17 protein-coding genes and 1 tRNA gene are annotated in these 16,435 nt (G+C 66.0%); 10 read left to right on the forward strand and 8 right to left on the reverse strand.

What is annotated here, in order from left to right; all coding sequences use genetic code 11:
* Positions 1 to 5 precede the first annotated feature (5 nt).
* From coaD to tgt, 6 genes are all read left to right on the forward strand, one after another.
* Complete coding sequence (gene coaD / locus AC522E_RS06740; protein ID WP_500749625.1) at positions 6 to 506, forward strand: pantetheine-phosphate adenylyltransferase; 501 nt, start codon at positions 6 to 8, stop codon at positions 504 to 506.
* A gap of 29 nt (positions 507 to 535) precedes the next feature.
* The gene (locus AC522E_RS06745) at positions 536 to 1,084 is read left to right on the forward strand and encodes a peptidylprolyl isomerase (RefSeq protein ID WP_500749626.1); all 549 of its coding nucleotides are present in this window, start codon (positions 536 to 538) and stop codon (positions 1,082 to 1,084) included.
* The gene (locus AC522E_RS06750) at positions 1,084 to 1,590 is read left to right on the forward strand and encodes a UCP034077 family protein (protein WP_500749628.1); all 507 of its coding nucleotides are present in this window, start codon (positions 1,084 to 1,086) and stop codon (positions 1,588 to 1,590) included. Before AC522E_RS06745 ends, AC522E_RS06750 begins: the two co-directional genes overlap by 1 nt.
* Positions 1,591 to 1,644: 54 nt before the next feature.
* Complete coding sequence (locus tag AC522E_RS06755; RefSeq protein WP_500749629.1) at positions 1,645 to 2,112, forward strand: peptidylprolyl isomerase; 468 nt, start codon at positions 1,645 to 1,647, stop codon at positions 2,110 to 2,112.
* Positions 2,113 to 2,235: 123 nt separating this feature from the next.
* Entirely contained in the window at positions 2,236 to 3,315 is a 1,080-nt protein-coding gene (gene queA / locus AC522E_RS06760) for a tRNA preQ1(34) S-adenosylmethionine ribosyltransferase-isomerase QueA (protein ID WP_500749630.1), read from the forward strand.
* A gap of 101 nt (positions 3,316 to 3,416) precedes the next feature.
* The gene (gene tgt / locus AC522E_RS06765) at positions 3,417 to 4,589 is read left to right on the forward strand and encodes a tRNA guanosine(34) transglycosylase Tgt (RefSeq protein WP_500749632.1); all 1,173 of its coding nucleotides are present in this window, start codon (positions 3,417 to 3,419) and stop codon (positions 4,587 to 4,589) included.
* Between the two features lie 220 nt (positions 4,590 to 4,809).
* Here tgt and AC522E_RS06770 read toward each other — a convergent pair whose 3' ends face one another.
* Complete coding sequence (locus AC522E_RS06770) at positions 4,810 to 7,218, reverse strand: thiamine pyrophosphate-binding protein (protein WP_500749633.1); 2,409 nt, start codon at positions 7,216 to 7,218, stop codon at positions 4,810 to 4,812.
* Between the two features lie 131 nt (positions 7,219 to 7,349).
* Here AC522E_RS06770 and AC522E_RS06775 point away from each other — a divergent pair.
* From AC522E_RS06775 to AC522E_RS06785, 3 genes are all read left to right on the forward strand, one after another.
* A tRNA-Lys gene (locus AC522E_RS06775) sits at positions 7,350 to 7,425 on the forward strand.
* Between the two features lie 603 nt (positions 7,426 to 8,028).
* Positions 8,029 to 8,550, forward strand: a complete 522-nt coding sequence (locus AC522E_RS06780) for an arsenate reductase (azurin) small subunit (protein ID WP_500749634.1) — start codon at positions 8,029 to 8,031, stop codon at positions 8,548 to 8,550.
* Positions 8,551 to 8,561: 11 nt separating this feature from the next.
* Complete coding sequence (locus AC522E_RS06785) at positions 8,562 to 11,180, forward strand: arsenate reductase (azurin) large subunit (RefSeq protein ID WP_500749636.1); 2,619 nt, start codon at positions 8,562 to 8,564, stop codon at positions 11,178 to 11,180.
* Between the two features lie 179 nt (positions 11,181 to 11,359).
* Here the strand turns inward: AC522E_RS06785 and AC522E_RS06790 are convergent, their stop codons facing one another.
* A complete protein-coding gene (locus tag AC522E_RS06790) occupies positions 11,360 to 11,491 on the reverse strand; it encodes a hypothetical protein (RefSeq protein ID WP_500749638.1) in 132 nt (43 codons plus the stop codon).
* 194 nt (positions 11,492 to 11,685) lie between these two features.
* Here AC522E_RS06790 and AC522E_RS06795 point away from each other — a divergent pair, with 194 nt between their 5' ends.
* Positions 11,686 to 12,321: a nitroreductase family protein gene (locus tag AC522E_RS06795; protein WP_500749639.1), complete on the forward strand. Its 636-nt coding sequence runs from the start codon at positions 11,686 to 11,688 to the stop codon at positions 12,319 to 12,321.
* 134 nt (positions 12,322 to 12,455) lie between these two features.
* Here the strand turns inward: AC522E_RS06795 and AC522E_RS06800 are convergent, their stop codons facing one another.
* From AC522E_RS06800 to AC522E_RS06825, 6 genes are all read right to left on the reverse strand, one after another.
* A complete protein-coding gene (locus AC522E_RS06800; RefSeq protein WP_500749640.1) occupies positions 12,456 to 13,541 on the reverse strand; it encodes an MFS transporter in 1,086 nt (361 codons plus the stop codon).
* A 51-nt stretch (positions 13,542 to 13,592) separates the two neighbouring features.
* The gene (locus AC522E_RS06805; RefSeq protein ID WP_500749641.1) at positions 13,593 to 15,023 is read right to left on the reverse strand and encodes an NAD(P)-binding domain-containing protein; all 1,431 of its coding nucleotides are present in this window, start codon (positions 15,021 to 15,023) and stop codon (positions 13,593 to 13,595) included.
* 15 nt (positions 15,024 to 15,038) lie between these two features.
* Positions 15,039 to 15,293, reverse strand: a complete 255-nt coding sequence (locus tag AC522E_RS06810) for a DUF1127 domain-containing protein (protein WP_500749642.1) — start codon at positions 15,291 to 15,293, stop codon at positions 15,039 to 15,041.
* 53 nt (positions 15,294 to 15,346) lie between these two features.
* A complete protein-coding gene (locus AC522E_RS06815; protein ID WP_500749643.1) occupies positions 15,347 to 15,664 on the reverse strand; it encodes an ArsR/SmtB family transcription factor in 318 nt (105 codons plus the stop codon).
* Positions 15,665 to 15,786: 122 nt separating this feature from the next.
* Positions 15,787 to 15,981, reverse strand: coding sequence for a hypothetical protein (locus AC522E_RS06820; protein WP_500749644.1), 195 nt, complete (start codon positions 15,979 to 15,981; stop codon positions 15,787 to 15,789).
* 63 nt (positions 15,982 to 16,044) lie between these two features.
* A complete protein-coding gene (locus AC522E_RS06825; RefSeq protein WP_500749645.1) occupies positions 16,045 to 16,386 on the reverse strand; it encodes a hypothetical protein in 342 nt (113 codons plus the stop codon).
* Between the last annotated feature and the right edge of the window lie 49 nt (positions 16,387 to 16,435).

Genomic DNA, 16,435 nt, shown 5'->3' on the forward strand with positions numbered 1-16,435 from the left:
GGGCAATGACACGTACCGCGCTCTATACCGGCAGCTTCGATCCCGTCACGAATGGCCACCTCGACGTGGTGCGCCAGGCCAGCCGCCTGGCCGAAAAGCTCGTGCTCGCCATCGGGGTGCATTCGTCGAAAACCCCGGTTTTCGCGGCCGACGAGAGGGCGGACCTGCTCCGGGCCGTCTGCGGGCCGGTTCTGGCGGAAACCGGGACCTCGCTCGAGGTCGTGACCTTCAGTGATCTTGCCGTCGAGGCCGCACGTCGCCACGGCGCGACCCTGATCGTCCGGGGTCTGAGGGACGGCACGGATTTCGACTACGAGATCCAGATGGCATCCATGAACGCCGCCTTGGCGCCGGAGATCCAGACGGTCTTTCTCCCGGCCTCGCCCTCCGTTCGCCCCATCACCGCCACGCTCGTGCGCCAGATCGCCGGCATGGGTGGCGACGTCTCGGCTTTCGTGCCGGACCTTGTCTCCGCACGGTTGAAAGCCAGATTCAAGCGGCAATGACGCCGCCCATTCTCGAAGGAGCCCACTTTATGAAGCGTTTGCTCGTCGCCGGAGCGCTCGTGCTCGCCAGCCTTGTCCCCGCTGCCGCGCAGCAGGCCGCGGACCCGCAGAACACTGTCTATCTCGACACCAAGGACGGCCGCATCACCATCCGGCTGCGCCCCGACCTGGCGCCCAAGCATGTGGAACAGATCAAGGCGCTGACGAAGCAGGGCTTCTATAACGGCGTTCCGTTCCATCGGGTGATCGAGGGCTTCATGGCACAGACCGGCGATCCGACAGGCACCGGCACCGGCAAATCCGACCTGCCCAACATCCCGGCCGAGTTCACCAAGACCCAGTACAAGAAGGGTTCCGTGGGCATGGCCCGCTCTCAGGACCCGAACTCGGCCAACAGCCAGTTCTTTATCTGCTATGAAGGCTGTGGCCCCCTGACGGGCCAGTACACCCTCTTCGGCGAGGTCGTGTCCGGCATGGACGTGGTCGACAAGATCAAGAAGGGCAATCCCGCGGCCAACGGGACGGTCACCAGTCCGGACAAGATCGTGAAAATGCAGATCGCCGCCGACGCGAAGTGATGAAGCAGCCCCGAACACGGCGGGCGCGGCGGATCCTTGCCGCGTTCATCCTTGCGGCGGCGGGTCTCGGGCCTGCCGCTGCTCAGGACCTGTCGCCGTTCGGAGATCCGGACGAGCGGCAACGTCAGCTGGAGCCGGGCCCGAGCCTGCCCGAGAGCGTCAATGGAACGATCCGGCCGGGCGAGGGCGAACGGGCGGACCGGATCGACAATCTGACGGGGATCTTCCGCGCCCTCCAGGCCTGCTGGCAGCCGCCGGCGGGAAGCGGCTTTTCCGGCCAGGAGATCACGCTCCGGATTGCCTTCAAGCGCAACGGTGAGGTCCTCGGGCGGCCGCGGATCACCTATTACAGGGCGGGGAACCTGCCGGATCAGCGCGAGCCTTTTACGCGCTCCGTCCGCGACGCCTTTACGCGCTGCACGCCGCTTCCTTTCTCTGAAAAGCTCGGCGCGGCCGTGGCCGGCCGCATTTTCACCTTCCGTTTCTCCGACACGCGGCCTATGTGATCGGGCAGAAGCGACGTTTCGCGTCACACACCATTGAAAGAGCAGGAGAATCCGATGGCAGATCCCGAGAATACCCTCATCATGGAAACCACCAAGGGGCGGGTGGTCATCGAACTGCGCCCGGATCTCGCGCCCAAGCACGTGGAGCGCATCAAGACCCTCGCGCGCCAGGGCTTTTATGATGGGATCGCGTTCCACCGCGTGATCGAGGGATTCATGGCCCAGACCGGCTGCCCGCACGGCACCGGCACCGGCGGCTCGGACCTACCGGATCTCCAGGCCGAGTTCAATGCCGAGCCGCATGTGCGCGGCGTCTGCTCCATGGCGCGGACGAACAATCCCCATTCCGCCAATTCGCAGTTCTTCATCGTCTTCGACGATGCGCGCTTCCTCGACAAGCAATACACCGTCTGGGGCAAGGTGACCGAAGGCATGGAGAACGTCGACAAGATCAAGCGCGGCGAACCCGTGCGCGATCCCGATCGGATCGTCTCCATGAAGGTCGCGGCGGACGCGGCGTAAGACGGTCACACCGTCGTCCCGGGCCACACGGCGGAGCCCGGGATCGCTGGCGGAATAGGGTGCTATTTCGGTCGCGCGATCCCGGATCGCCATAGGGCGTCCGGGAGGACAGCCGGAGGTCCCATGCGCGTCGATCTTTTCGATTTCGAGCTTCCCGAAGACCGCATCGCATTGCGACCTGCGGAGCCGCGCGATGCGGCTCGCATGCTCGTGGTTCGGCCGCAGGACGCCCCATTCGAGGACCGGTTCGTGCGTGATCTGCCGGACCTCCTCGAGCCGGGCGACGTGCTGGTGCTCAACGACACCAAGGTCATTCCGTCGCGGCTGTACGGCGTGCGGGTTCGCGAGGAGAATGCGGCGCGGGTCGAGATCATGCTGCACAAGCGAGAGGGGAACGATCGCTGGCGCGCCTTCGCGCGCCCCGCAAAGAAACTGCATGTGGGCGACCGGATCCGTTTCGGCGAAGCATCGGAAAGCACGGCCTGCGAGCTGGTTCGCCTCGATGCGGAGGTCGAGGCGAAAGGCGAGGGCGGAGACGTGACATTGCGGTTCTCCTTTGCAGGCCCGTTTCTCGACGAGGCCATCGCAAGGCTCGGCGAACTGCCGCTGCCGCCCTACATCGCGGGCAAGCGCGCCACGGACGACAAGGACAGGCTCGACTACCAGACCGTCTATGCCCGCGACGAAGGCGCGGTTGCGGCGCCCACCGCAGGCCTGCACTTCACCGCCGATCTCTTTCGCCGCCTGGAGGCGCGCGGAATTTCCCATCACTTCGTGACGCTCCATGTCGGCGCAGGGACGTTCCTGCCCGTGAAGGCGGAGGATACGGCCGGCCATCGGATGCATGCGGAATGGGGCAGCGTCACCGAGAAGACGGCCCGGGCCCTCAACGAAGCCCGCGCGCGGGGAGGACGGATCGTCGCCGTCGGCACCACGTCCCTGCGGCTCATCGAAAGCGCTGCACGGGAGGATGGAACCATCATGCCGTTCTCCGGCGACACCGATATCTTCATCACGCCGGGCTATCGGTTCCGCGCCGTGGACGCGTTGATGACCAACTTCCACCTGCCGCGATCGACGCTTTTCATGCTCGTGTCGGCCTTTGTGGGGCTCGAGACCATGCGCGCTGCGTATGCCCACGCCATCGAGATGGGCTATCGGTTCTATTCCTACGGCGACGCGAGCCTGTTGTTTCGACGTTGATGATCTATGTCACGTGCCGGCACGGGTGACGATGACGATGGACGCGCCATTCCTGCGCCGGCTCTTGCGGCCGCCGGCCGGACCGACACAATGAGGTTCTGATGACCACTGAGCAGTTCACCTTCACCGTCACCAAGACGGACGGCGCCGCCCGGACCGGCGAGATCCGCATGCCGCGCGGCGTGATCCGCACCCCGGCCTTCATGCCCGTCGGCACGGCGGCGACCGTCAAGGCGATGTATCCCGACCAGGTGAAGGCGCTCGGAGCGGACGTGGTGCTCGGCAACACGTATCATCTCATGCTGCGCCCCGGCGCCGAGCGGGTGGCAAAGCTCGGGGGACTGCACAAGTTCATGAACTGGCCTTTTCCGATCCTCACGGATTCGGGCGGGTTCCAGGTCATGTCGCTCGCGGCTCTGCGCAAGATCGATGAGACCGGAGTCACCTTCCAGTCCCATATCGACGGCTCGACGCATGTGATGACGCCGGAGCGCTCCATCGAGATCCAGGGCCTCCTCGGATCCGACATCCAGATGCAGCTCGACGAATGCGTCCGCCTGCCGTGCTCCGACGACGTGGCGGAAAAGGCCATGCGGCTGTCATTGCGCTGGGCCGAGCGCTGCCGCATCGCCTTCGGCGAGCAGCCCGGAAAGGCGATGTTCGGCATCGTCCAGGGCGGCGCGGTCGAGAGTCTGCGCATCGAGAGTGCCAGGGAACTCGCAGGGCTCGATCTGAAAGGCTATGCCATCGGTGGCCTTGCCGTCGGTGAGCCGCAGGACGTGATGCTGCGGATGATCGAAACGGTCGAGCCACACATGCCGAGGGAGAAGCCTCGCTATCTCATGGGCGTCGGAACGCCCGACGACATCGTGGAGGCGGTACGTCGGGGCGTCGACATGTTCGACTGCGTCATGCCCACCCGCGCTGGCCGCCATGGACAGGTCTTCACGCGCTTTGGTCGCATGAACCTGCGCAACGCCAAGCATGCGGAGGATACCCGGCCCCTCGACGAGGGATCGAAATGCACCGCGACGAACACCTATTCGCGCGCCTATCTCCATCATCTCGTCCGCTCGAACGAGATCCTCGGCATGATGCTGCTCACCTGGAACAACCTGGCCTATTACCAGGACCTGATGTCGGGATTGCGCAAAGCCATCGCGGAAGGGCGCCTGGACGATCACATCGCCGAGGTGAAGGAAGGCTGGACCAAAGGCGAACGCGACGGGATCGCCGAGCATATCGACAACATCCCGACGGGTGGCGAGGATTGACGCGGATTGACGCGGTCGCACCGCGAGCCGGAGTGAAGCAAAAGGCGCTGCCGGGGCACGCGGCTGTCCTTCCGTGACAATCCGCAGGACCAGACCCGGAACCCGCAACCGCTGACGGCATAGGATAAACCGTAACGGTTGCCGCTGCACCTTGCCCACAAACCTCGGTGTTATGGGTTCCGGGCTCCGCTTCGCGGCCCCGGAATGACGCTACTGATCTTCAGCCCAATGCCTTCAGGTGTCGGATCGGCCGTCCCGGAGCGATCATTTCCGCCGCGGCGATGATGCCCTGGGCGTCGATGCCGAAATGGCGGTAGAGATCCTGGATCGTGCCGGTCTGGCCGAAATGCTCGACGCCGAGGGAGCGCGTGCGGTGGCCCATGACGGAACCGAGCCAGGCGAGCGTCGCCGGATGGCCGTCGAGCACCGTCACCAGTCCGCAATGGGGAGGCAGCTCGCCGAGCATGCGCTCGATATGGCTGCGCGCATGGACGAGGCCGCGCTCGCGGGCGCGCTGTGCCGCCGTCCAGCCGGCATTCAGGCGATCTGCCGATGTGATGGCGAGGAGCCCGATGTCGCGCCGGTCTTCGGCCATCAGGCCGACGGCTGCGATCGCCTCGGGCGCGACCGTGCCCGTATAGGCGACGACCACCTGCGCGTTCGGGCCGGGTTTGCGCATCCAGTAGGCGCCATCGACGATGTCCGATGCGAGATCCGCCGACATGTCCCGTTGCGGCTGGTCGATGCTGCGCGTCGACAGGCGCAGATAGACCGATCCCCCGGTTTCGTCGCGCAGCCAGGATTTCTCATTGAGGTCGCGGTCGTTCGGCCCGCCCTCGCCATCACGCTGGAGATAGTCGAAAGCCCAGCGCAGGATGACCGACAATTCGTCCACGAAGGCGGGCTCGAACGAGGCGAGTCCGTCCTGCGCCATGCCGATCAAGGGGGTGCCGATGGATTGATGGGCACCGCCCTCGGGCGCGAGCGTCACGCCGGAGGGGGTCGCGGCGACGATGAAACGGGCGTCCTGGTAGCACGCATAGTTCAGGGCATCGAGGCCACGGGCGATGAACGGGTCGTAGAGCGTGCCGATGGGAAGCAGCCGTTCGCCGAACAGGGAATGGGACAGTCCCAGCGCCGAGAGCAGAATGAACAGGTTCATCTCGGCGATGCCGAGCTCGATATGCTGGCCCTTTGGGCTGAAATCCCAGGTGAAGGTGGAGGGAATGCGCTCGGATCGGAAGATGTCCTTCATCTCCTCCCGCGCGAACAGCCCGCGCCGGTTCACCCAGGCGCCGAGATTGGTCGACACGGTCACGTCGGGCGCGGTCGTGACGATGCGGTCCGCAAGGGCCTCGCTGGAGCGGGCGAGTTCGTTGAGGATCAGGCCGAAGCCCTGCTGCGTGGACATCGAAGGCTGCCGCGGCGTCTCGAGAGCCGCCGGCACCGGCACCTTGGGCGCGCTGTGGCGGCGCCTGCCGCTTGCGTTGAACGGCACCGAGGCGAGAAAGCGCTCCAGGTCCTCCTCCCGCAGGTTCAGGCCCTCGAACTTATCCCATTCATGGCCCGGGCGGACCTTTGCCGCGGCACGGTAGCCCTCCATCTGGGTCGGGGTGAGCAGGCCGGCATGGTTGTCCTTGTGGCCGGCGAGAGGCAGGCCGAAGCCCTTGATGGTGTAGGCGATGAACACTGTCGGCCGGTCATGGTCGACGGACTCGAACGCCTCGAGCAGGCTCGGCAGGTCGTGGCCGCCGAGATTCGACATGAGTCGCGACAGTTCCTCGTCGGAACGCTTCTCGATCAGCCGCGTCACCGCGCCCTGGTCCCCGAGATCGTCGAGGAGGCGCTTGCGCCAGGCCGCGCCACCCTGGAAGGTGAGGGCGGAGTAGAGCTGGTTGGGACAGCTGTCGATCCAGTCGCGCAAACGGTCGCCGCCCGGTTCCCGGAAAGCTTCCTTCATCAGCGACCCGTGCTTGAGCACCACCACGTCCCAGCCGAAGGAGCGGAAGATCGACTCGAACCGGGCATAGAGCCCCTCCCGCACCACGGCGTCGAGGCTCTGGCGGTTGTAGTCGATGACCCACCACGTGTTGCGCAGGCCCTGCTTCCAGCCCTCCAGCAAGGCCTCGAAGATATTGCCCTCGTCCATCTCCGCATCACCCACGAGGGCAATCATCCGGCCTTCGGGCTGCTGCTTCCGCCAGCCATGAGCCTTGACGTAGTCCTGCACGACGCTGGCAAAGAGCGTCTGCGCCACGCCGAGGCCCACCGAGCCGGTGGAGAAATCGACGTCATCGATGTCCTTGGTTCGGGAAGGATAGGACTGCGCGCCCTTGTAGCCGCGGAAATTCTCGAGCTTCTCCCGGGTCTGGTGCCCGAGGAGGTACTGGATCGCGTGGAAGATCGGGCTCGCATGGGGCTTCACCGCCACCCGGTCCTCCGGCTTCAGGACGGCCAGATAGAGCGCGGTCATGACGGTCGAGAGCGAGGCTGAGGAGGCCTGATGGCCCCCGATCTTCAACCCGTCCAGGTTGGGACGGACATGGTTGGCGTGATGGATGGTCCAGCTGGACAGCCACAGGATCTTGCGTTCGAGTTCTGCGAGATAGGGCAGGCGGGAATCGGTCATGGAGACGCCCAAGATCAGGAGCGGAAAGGCATTTTCGGCGAATCCACTCCGCGGTTACGGAATTCGGCGCCCATACTAGGCCTTTTTCATTGACCCGCCAGCCGATAGCCCCTATTTCGGGCTCACCCTGGGAGCGCGTAGCTCAGCCGGTAGAGCATCTGACTTTTAATCAGAGGGTCCTGGGTTCGAGTCCCAGCGCGCTCACCAAGCCTTATCAAGCACTTAGATGCTAGTTCGGTTTGGTCTTGCTTCCCAGAAAATCGGATCGGGAAGCGTATGGGAAGCAAGCTCAACTAAATGAGCTTTTCCCCTGCAACGTATCGGTTCACCCCCACGTCGAACCTTACTGCCTGAATCAACGAACGTCAGGAATCAACTAGAGAGCGGACCTTGTTACGGCCGCGCTGAATGCCTCAGATTGACCCAGAGCGGTCCATCCACGATCACTGTCCGACAAGCCTCGCCTCATAGGTTCAGCTACCTCTTATGCATCGTTGCTGTCCCACCCCGGCCCGGTGTAGCGTCCTGAAAAGCCACGAGAATGGCACTGGGAGGAAGGCTTCGACGTGCGCGCAGGTCCGCACAGGCCACCGGTCTTCGCAGCAAGCGCACTCACCACCATCGGTCCGCGTGTCCTGGCGCCGCAGGACGGTTCCCCGGCAACGGCAGCCGCCGGACGTGTGATCGAACAGGGTCCACTTCCCGATAGAAGACTTCCGCCACGGCGCCGATTGAGCGCCTGACACGTGGGGCACCGAACGAGGTGCCTTGACCGGGATCCTCGCCCACAAGCAGAGGGAGACAACGGTCATGAAGCGATGCGATCTACTCGTCGACGTCGGCCGTCGTCGGTTCCTGTCGGGCGCCGGCATGGTCGCGGCGGGCGCCGCCGCCAGCACGGTCCTGCCGCCGGAGGCCAAGGCCGCCATCCCGACCGCCCGTGTGACCTATCCCTCCAATCGGCTCGGCAACGTCAAGGACCTCAAGGTCAACGAACCGATGGACGTCGCCTACCCGGACAAGGACGCACCGGGCGTCCTGCTCAAGCTCGGCAAACGGGTCGAGGGCGGCGCCGGCCCTGACGGCGACATCGTCGGCTTCACCACGATCTGCCCGCACAAGGGCTATCCGCTCGCCTACAACGCCCAGACCCGCACCCTGAACTGCTCCGGACATTACTCGGTCTTCGATTGCGAGGCCGGCGGCCAGGAGACCTGGGGCCACGCGACCCAGAACCTGCCGCAGTATGCGCTGCGGATCGACGACAAGGGCGACATCTATGCCGAGGGCCTCGACGAGCTCCTCTACGGCCGCCTGTCCAACGTGCTCTGAGGGAGGTTGCGATGGCCTACAAACGACAGGTCGACCGCCTTCCGATCATCCCGGCGGACGCCCGGGAGCACAACGTGGTGTGCCACTACTGCATCGTCGGATGCGGCTACAAGGCCTACACCTGGGACATCGACCGGCAGGGCACCACCGATCCGTCCGGCAACAAGTTCGGCGTCGACCTCGCCAAGCAGCAGGGCGCCGAGACCGAGGCCTGGTACGCGCCCGCGATGTACAACGTCGTCCGGCAGAACGGGAAGGACGTCCACATCGTCATCAAGCCGGACAAGGGCTGCGTCGTGAACTCGGGTCTCGGCTCGATCCGCGGTGCCCGCATGGCCGAGATGTCCTACTCGCCCGTGAGGAATAACGAGCAGCAGCGCCTGACGGACCCGATGGTCTGGCGCTACGGCCAGATGCAGCCGACGAGCTGGGAGGACGCCCTCGACCTCGTCGCGCGCGTCACGGCGGCGGTGATCGACGAGCAGGGCGAGGACGGGCTGTTCGTCTCCGCCTACGACCACGGCGGCGCCGGCGGCGGCTACGAGAACACCTGGGGCACCGGCAAGCTCTACTTCGGCGCCATGAAGGTGAAGAACATCCGGATCCACAACCGTCCGGCCTACAACTCCGAGGTCCACGCCACCCGCGACATGGGCGTGGGCGAGCTCAACAACTGCTACGAGGACGCGGAGCTCGCTGACACCCTTGTGATGGTCGGAGCGAACTCGCTCGAGACGCAGACCAACTACTTCCTCAACCACTGGATCCCGAACCTGCGTGGGACGTCCATGGACAAGAAGAAGGACCAGTTGCCGGGCGAGCCGCACGACCCCGTCCGCGTCATCGTGGTCGACCCCCGGCGGACCGTGACGATCAACGCCTGCGAGGTCGAGGCCGGCAAGGACCGGGTCATGCACTTGGCCCTTAACCCGGGAACCGATCTTGCGCTGTTCAACGCTTGGCTGACCTACATCGCCGACAAGGGCTGGGTCGACAAGGCCTTCATCGACGCCTCGACCAGGGACTACGACAAGGCGGTCGCCAGCAACAGGACGAGCCTCGAGGAGGCGGCGCGGATCACCGGGCTCACCGCCGACCAGATCCGCCAGGCGGCGGAGTGGATCGCCCAGCCGAAGGCGGGCGGGGCGCGGCGGCGCACGATGGTCGCCTACGAGAAAGGGCTGATCTGGGGCAACGACAACTACCGCACCAACGGTGCGCTCGTGAACGTCGCGCTGGCCACGGGCAACATTGGCCGTCCCGGCGGGGGCTGCGTCCGGCTCGGCGGGCACCAGGAGGGCTACTCCCGTCCGTCCGACGCCCATGTCGGCCGGCCCGCGGCCTACGTCGACCAACTCCTGATCAACGGCAAGGGCGGCGTCCATCACGTCTGGGGCTGCGATCACTACAAGACGACCCTGAACGCCCTCCAGTTCAAGCAGGTCTATAAGAAGCGGACCGACCTGGTGAAGGATGCCATGTCGGCCGTGCCCTGGGGCGACCGTCCCGCGATGGTGGCGGCGATCATGGACGCCATCCGCAAGGGCGGGCTGTTCTCGGTCGACGTCGACATCATCCCGACCCAGATCGGGCAGGCGGCCCACATCTGGCTGCCGGCCGCGACCTCGGGCGAGATGAACCTGACGTCGATGAACGGCGAGCGGCGCATGCGCCTCACCGAGCGCTACATGGACCCGCCCGGGCAGGCGATGCCGGACTGCCTGATCGCGGCCCGGATCGCCAACAATCTGGAGCGGGTCTTCCGCGAGATGGACAAGGCCGACGTCGCCGACCGCTTCAAGGGTTTCGAATGGAAGACCGAGGAAGACGCGTTCATGGACGGCTACCACCAGCACGAGAAGGGCGGCGAGTTCGTCACCTATGCCCGGCTGCGGGCGATGGGTACGAACGGCTTCCAGGAGCCGGCGACCGGCGTCGAGGGCATGGGCGCGGTCGCTACCGGCACGACGACGGGCCAGACGCCCGGGATGGTCGTCCAGGGTCCCGCCATCGAGGGCGCGCGTGGGAAGGAGCCGGTCCAGCCGGGCACGCCGGCCGCGACGCCGGTGACCCAGGCGATTCCGGCCGGTGCCGAACGGATCATCGGGACGAAGCGCCTCTACGCGGACGGCAAGTTCAACACGAAGGACGGCAAGGCCGTCTTCATGGAGACGCAGTGGCGGGGCTTGCAGGCCGCCGGCAAGCAGGCGGAGAAGGACAAGTTCGCGTTCCTGATCAACAATGGGCGCGCAAACCACTTCTGGCAGAGCGCCTATCTCGATCAGGAGAACGAGTTCGTGATGGACCGCTTCCCGTTCCCGTTCATCGAGATGAACCCGCAGGACATGGCGGAGCTCAACCTCAAGCCAGGCGACCTGGTCGAGGTTTACAACGACAACGGCTCGACGCAGGCGGTCGTGTACCCCACCCAGAACGCCAGGCCGAAGCAGACCTTCATGGTGTTTGCCAATCCGATGGGCGTGGTCGGCAACGTCGTCTCGGCCGGGGTGAACGAGTTCATCATCCCGAACTACAAGCAGACCTGGGGCAACATCCGCAAGATCGCGGATGCTCCGGAGGCGGTGAAAGGCCTGTCCTTCAAGGAAAAGGAGTACACGCCCCCCGTATAGCGATCCTCAGCTGCGGGCTTGGCAGCCCGGGCTGCCAGGCTCTTGAGGCCCGACGGTCGCACCGGAATCCATCGAGGGATGGTCATGGACCCCGTCATCACCTGCGAGGGCACGCCTGACAGGCGGCTGAGCCGCAGCTCCTTGATCCCCTTTGGCTCGACCCGCAATCAGGCTTCGATTCACAGGGGCATGGTGGCGACGTAGATTGCCAGGACCAGTAGGATGCAGGCTCCCAGGCTGGCGGCCATCCATGGCGCGAGCTGGGTCCCGTAGTGCTCTTCCACGCGTCTTTGGTGCTTGCGGCGGGACAACGTCGGCCTCCTCCCGGTGGATTGATGCACGGTGACGTGTCGCAGCAATCATAATCCGATGCCGACTCCGTGACGACCCCGCGCTGTAGCGTTCGAACGTCGGCAGGAGATGTGGCATCCTGGGCCTTCATCCATCGGGTGCGCCGGTGACATGTCGGTTCCCGGCTTTCACGTGACGCAGGAGATCATGCACCATGGCAAGCACCGGATCGGCCCCGTCGGAACTCCCTGACGCAAAGGCGGACGGACTGAGGTTGCTGCATCGCATCTGCGCGAGGCGATCGACGCCACCCCGGCATCTGGTGGCACCTGGTCCGTCCGAGGACGAGATCCGCATGATCGTGCGGGCGGCCTCCCGAGCGCCGGATCACAAGAGCCTGAAGCCATTCCGCTTTATCGTTATCCCACCCGACCGACGTGATGCCTTGGCGGATGCGTTCGAGACCGCCGAGCGCGAACTCGAATCCGACATTGCGGGCGAGAAGCTCGAGCGCGCCCGCGAAAAGGCTCACCATGCGCCGGTGCTTCTGGCCGTGATCTCCCGCGTGCAGGAGAACGCCGAGGTTCCCGAGATCGAGCAGCGTGCGTCGGCGGGGGCTGCGGTGGGCTACGTGGTTCTGGCCGCCGACCTCCTGAGCTACGGCGCCATGGCCGTGAGCGGCCGTAAGGTCGCGACGAAGGCAATGCAACACACCTTCCACCTCGCCGACAACGAGAAGCTTCTGTGCTTCGTTGGGATTGGAACGCCCGCGAAGGTCAAGGGAGCGCCGCCGGAGCCCGATTCGGAACTCCTGCGGACCTGGCAGCCAGACGCAGGGGAGGCCGATTGATCCCGCGCGGGGATTGGCTGTGCCCGAGGATCAGTTCCTTCGGGTTGTCACCCACAGCAGCCCGACGAGCCCGAGGCTCATGCAGGTCAAACCGCAGAGAACGCCGAGCGCGGCATCCGTGCCCCCCTGTTCGATCAGGATCGCACCGAGGGGGGCGAGAGCGCCTGGGCGAGCAGACTCGGCATCGCTAGGCGTCCCATGAGCGAGGCATACCCATCCGGGCCGAACACTGCGAGCGGGAGTGTCCCTTTGGCGATGGAGCCGATGCCGTTCCCGGCGCCGTAGAGCGCCAAGGCAAGCGCCAGGACCGGGAGCCCGAGGAGCAGCAGAATGACCCCACCTGCGACCAGGATGACGGAGGCCGCCATGGTCCAGATCGGGTGGTAGTGGCGGCCGAAGGCCATCTCGATCACGCGGGCACCGACCTGCGAGGGGCCGACCAGCGCGCCGAGGGCGACGGCTGCAGCAAGGCCGAGTCCACGGGCTTGGAGGAAGGTAAGCAGGTGCACTCCGATAATCGAGGCGGTCACTGCTCCGAGCGTCAGGATCATGGCGAGCAACGCAAACGCTCGGGTCCGCCGGGTTCCGGTCAAGGGAGGCGGAAAGGGCAAGCCGGGCTTTGCGCCAGGCGACCCGCCGCCGCCTGAGTCCGACCCGATGCCGCGCAGGACGAAAGCGTGCAGCGGGAGGGATACGAGAACGTGGATCGCGGCGTAGGCGGCGCAGGCACCGCGCCAGCCGAAGTGCTCGACGAGCGAGGCGCTGAGCGGCCAGCAGACCGTGCTGGCGAAGCCGCCCCACAGGGTCAGGGTGGCGATCGCGCGCCGGGCATCCTTCCCGTATAGGCGACCCAACGTGGCGAACCCCGCATCGTAGAGACCCGATCCCATGCCGATGCCCATCACGAGCCAGGCCACCAGGTAGACGGGAAGGCTGTGAGCGAGCGTCAGGGTCGCGAGTCCGGCGGCGAGCAGGACCGAGCTGGCGACGAGGACCGGACGGCTACCCTTCGCATCGATGGTGCGTCCGACCCGGGGCGCGACCAACCCGGCCGCGAGCAGGCCGACGGACAGCCCGCCCACGACCCAGCCGGGCGACCATCCGGTATCAGCGGCGATCGGCTTCGCGAGCACGGCCGGCAGGTAGAAGGACGATCCCCAGGCGAGGATCTGCGTGATCCCGAGGGTGGCGATGACCACCCTCGGACTCGGCTTCGGCATGGTGGGTTGGCTCGCCAGGGACTCACTCACCGGGTTCGACACGGGCTAATCTCAGCAGCAGCCCGCAGGCTCCGCAACCTTCTCCGGTGCATTCGCGGGTCCGCATCCGCAGCCCGACTTGCCCTCGGCCTTGGCCTCGGCATCCGCGACGCAGCAGGCGTCGATCATCGCCGGCGCGGGGCCGCCGCAGCACCCGGAGGATGCGGGCGCACCGTCGACGGGAAGATTGGTCGAGCACACGCCCGTCTCGGGCAGGACGAGGTGGACGTCGTCCGCAGCCGCGAGGTCTCCGGCGATCGCCGCTACGACCGAACGCACCTGCTCGTAGCCCGTGAGCATCAGGAAGGTCGGTGCACGTCCGTAGCTCTTGATGCCGACGGTATAGAAGCCCGGCTCCGGATGGGCGAGCTCGCGGTGGCCGTGCGGCGGCACGGATCCGCACGAGTGCAGGTTCGGGTCGATGAGCGGCCCGAGTGCCTTCGAGCTCTCGAGCCACGGGTCGAGGTCGAGCCGCAGCTCGCGGGTCAGGTTCAGGTCCGGGCGCTGCCCGGTCGACACCACGATCCGGTCGACGGGGCCGAGCTCCCGAATCCCATCGGCGGTCTCGCCTTCGACCATCACCTGGTCGCCGACGGCCTTCACACGGGTGGCGGAGAAACCGGCTATCAAAGTGACCCGCCCGCTGTCGACAAGCGCCTTCAATTTGAACCCGAGCTCGCCGCGGGCCGGAAGCTGGTCGGCCCGTCCGCCGCCGTACACCCGCATCAGGTTCTCGCCACGGGTCGCCCAGACGATGGTGGTCTCGGGATCACGCTCCGCCAGTCGGGCGAGGTCGAGGAGGACGTTGGCGGCCGAGTGGCCGGCGCCCACCACAAGCGTCGACTTGCCCTCGTAGGCGGCGCGGTCGCGTCCGAGCACGTCCGGGATGCCATAAGCGATGTGCCCGGCGTTCTCGGCCTCGCCCTCGGCGAGGATGCCACCCGCGCCGAGCGGGTTGGGGGCCTTCCACGTGCCGGAGGCATCGATCACCGCCCGTGCCAAGTCACGCCGGATCGCGCCGTTGCGGTTCGAGACGGCAAGCACGAAGGGCTTGGTCTCACGTCCCTTGCTGAGCACCTTGTCAGCGCCCTGGCGGGTGATCGCCTTCACCGTGGCGCCGGTCTCGATCACTACCGCCATTTCGGGCGTCTCGGCGAGTGGCTTGAGGTAGGCCACGAAGAGGTCCGATCCCGTCGGCATGGCCTTCCCCGGAGGCTCCTGCCAGCCATGGGCCAGGAGCAGTTCGCGGGCTGCCGTGTCTGTGTTGTACTCCCACGGCGAAAACAGGCGAACATGGCCCCAGTCGCGGACGTTGGCGGCGATGGTCGCGCCCGTTTCGTAGACTTTCACGGGCAGGCCACGCTGGATCAGGCGGGCGGCGGCGGCCAAGCCGACCGGGCCTGCGCCGATGACAGCAATGGGAAGGTTATCGAGCGTGGTCATGGGAGGACTCCTTGGTCAGCAGCAGGAGGCGGGGCGGGGAGCGAAGCCGTCGCGCACGCGCTCGACGAGGACGCGTCCTTGGCAGCAAAGGATCTTGAGCATCCGCGAGGGATCGCGGTGGTGGGGCTGGGCCAGGACGGCTAGGACGTCCGCCCGCTGGAAGCCGATATCGCGCAGGAGGTGGTCGTCCAGTTCGTTGAGGGCGATAACCTGCCGACGGTTCCGGGCCGCGCGGGCGAGATGAAGGATGAAGGGAAGAACGCCAGGCATCAGTCTCTCCTTTTCATATTTCCGGTACTATGGAAATACCGGGCAAAAATAAATCAGGCGGCGTTCTCCGCCTGGGTTGAGCATCCGGCGTCAGCGCAGCATTCGTCGGCCAGGAAGCCGATGAGGCCGTTCATGGCCGGATAGCTGGCCCGGCAGATCAGGGTCGTGGCCTGCCGCTCCTGCGTCACCAGCCCGGTCAGCAGGAGCCGCTGGAGGTGGTGCGAGAGGGTCGAGCCGGGGATGCCGAGGCGCTCCTGGATCTGCCCAACAGGAAGACCTGCCTCGCCCGCACGGACGAGGGTGCGGTAGACTTGGAGCCGGGTGACGTTCCCGAGCGCTTCGAGTTGCTTGGCTGCTTGTTCGACGTTCATGGAAATACCTTGGACCCCAACCCGTCGCCCGTCAAGCGAGATTTCTAGCATAATCGAAATAGCAGCCTGGCGGAGTACGGGCCAGCGGCAATGCACGCCCGAGATGAAGGCGGTCCCAGTGCCTATGCGCCACCAATCTCCTCGATGACGACGCCCGTCCCGCCGCAGATCGGGCACTCCTTGTCCCCGAGCTTTCCGGTGCCCTTGCACTCCCGGCAGACGTTCTCGCCGGCCCCTGGGGTGTCCAGATCGGCCTGGTCCCCGGGATTGAGCTTGGGCTTCTCCGGGTGAACCGTGCCTGGCTTTTCATTCGACATGACTTCCCTCCTCAAGAGTAGAAAGCACCTTTCCGGGACGGGGGCACCCGCGTGACCTCGCGGTTACCCCACCCGATTCCGGAACAGCACGTTCCAGAGCATCACGAGCCCCAATGCGATGAGCAGGACCGGCGCGAGGGGCCAGTCCAGCCCGAGCAATTCCCAGATGGCGCCGACGAGCAGCACGACACCGCAGGCGACCATGAAAGGGTCGGTCCCCTCGCGGTTCACCCGAAGGGCCGCCTGCACCGACAGCACGATCGCGCTGATGCCCAGAAGTGCCCAGGCCCAGCCGATTCCACTCAGCACCGCGATGCCGATCCAGATGAAGAACGCGGCCCAGCCGAGGCTGTCCACCTGGCGGGAGAACGCGCTCTTTCCTGCCGCATGTTGAGGCTCATCCATGCTTGCCTCCCTTGCCGCTCGGCCGCACGGCCAAGCCATCCGGGCCGGA

The organism is Microvirga sp. BF8 (assembly GCF_059888585.1).

Coding starts and splice junctions, on each gene's coding strand:
- coaD (WP_500749625.1), top strand. CDS start 6: ATGACACGTACCGCGCTCTATACCGGCAGCTTCGATCCCGTCACGAAT.
- AC522E_RS06745 (WP_500749626.1), top strand. CDS start 536: ATGAAGCGTTTGCTCGTCGCCGGAGCGCTCGTGCTCGCCAGCCTTGTC.
- AC522E_RS06750 (WP_500749628.1), top strand. CDS start 1,084: ATGAAGCAGCCCCGAACACGGCGGGCGCGGCGGATCCTTGCCGCGTTC.
- AC522E_RS06755 (WP_500749629.1), top strand. CDS start 1,645: ATGGCAGATCCCGAGAATACCCTCATCATGGAAACCACCAAGGGGCGG.
- queA (WP_500749630.1), top strand. CDS start 2,236: ATGCGCGTCGATCTTTTCGATTTCGAGCTTCCCGAAGACCGCATCGCA.
- tgt (WP_500749632.1), top strand. CDS start 3,417: ATGACCACTGAGCAGTTCACCTTCACCGTCACCAAGACGGACGGCGCC.
- AC522E_RS06770 (WP_500749633.1), bottom strand. CDS start 7,218: ATGACCGATTCCCGCCTGCCCTATCTCGCAGAACTCGAACGCAAGATC.
- AC522E_RS06780 (WP_500749634.1), top strand. CDS start 8,029: ATGAAGCGATGCGATCTACTCGTCGACGTCGGCCGTCGTCGGTTCCTG.
- AC522E_RS06785 (WP_500749636.1), top strand. CDS start 8,562: ATGGCCTACAAACGACAGGTCGACCGCCTTCCGATCATCCCGGCGGAC.
- AC522E_RS06795 (WP_500749639.1), top strand. CDS start 11,686: ATGGCAAGCACCGGATCGGCCCCGTCGGAACTCCCTGACGCAAAGGCG.
- AC522E_RS06800 (WP_500749640.1), bottom strand. CDS start 13,541: ATGCCGAAGCCGAGTCCGAGGGTGGTCATCGCCACCCTCGGGATCACG.
- AC522E_RS06805 (WP_500749641.1), bottom strand. CDS start 15,023: ATGACCACGCTCGATAACCTTCCCATTGCTGTCATCGGCGCAGGCCCG.
- AC522E_RS06810 (WP_500749642.1), bottom strand. CDS start 15,293: ATGCCTGGCGTTCTTCCCTTCATCCTTCATCTCGCCCGCGCGGCCCGG.
- AC522E_RS06815 (WP_500749643.1), bottom strand. CDS start 15,664: ATGAACGTCGAACAAGCAGCCAAGCAACTCGAAGCGCTCGGGAACGTC.
- AC522E_RS06820 (WP_500749644.1), bottom strand. CDS start 15,981: ATGTCGAATGAAAAGCCAGGCACGGTTCACCCGGAGAAGCCCAAGCTC.
- AC522E_RS06825 (WP_500749645.1), bottom strand. CDS start 16,386: ATGGATGAGCCTCAACATGCGGCAGGAAAGAGCGCGTTCTCCCGCCAG.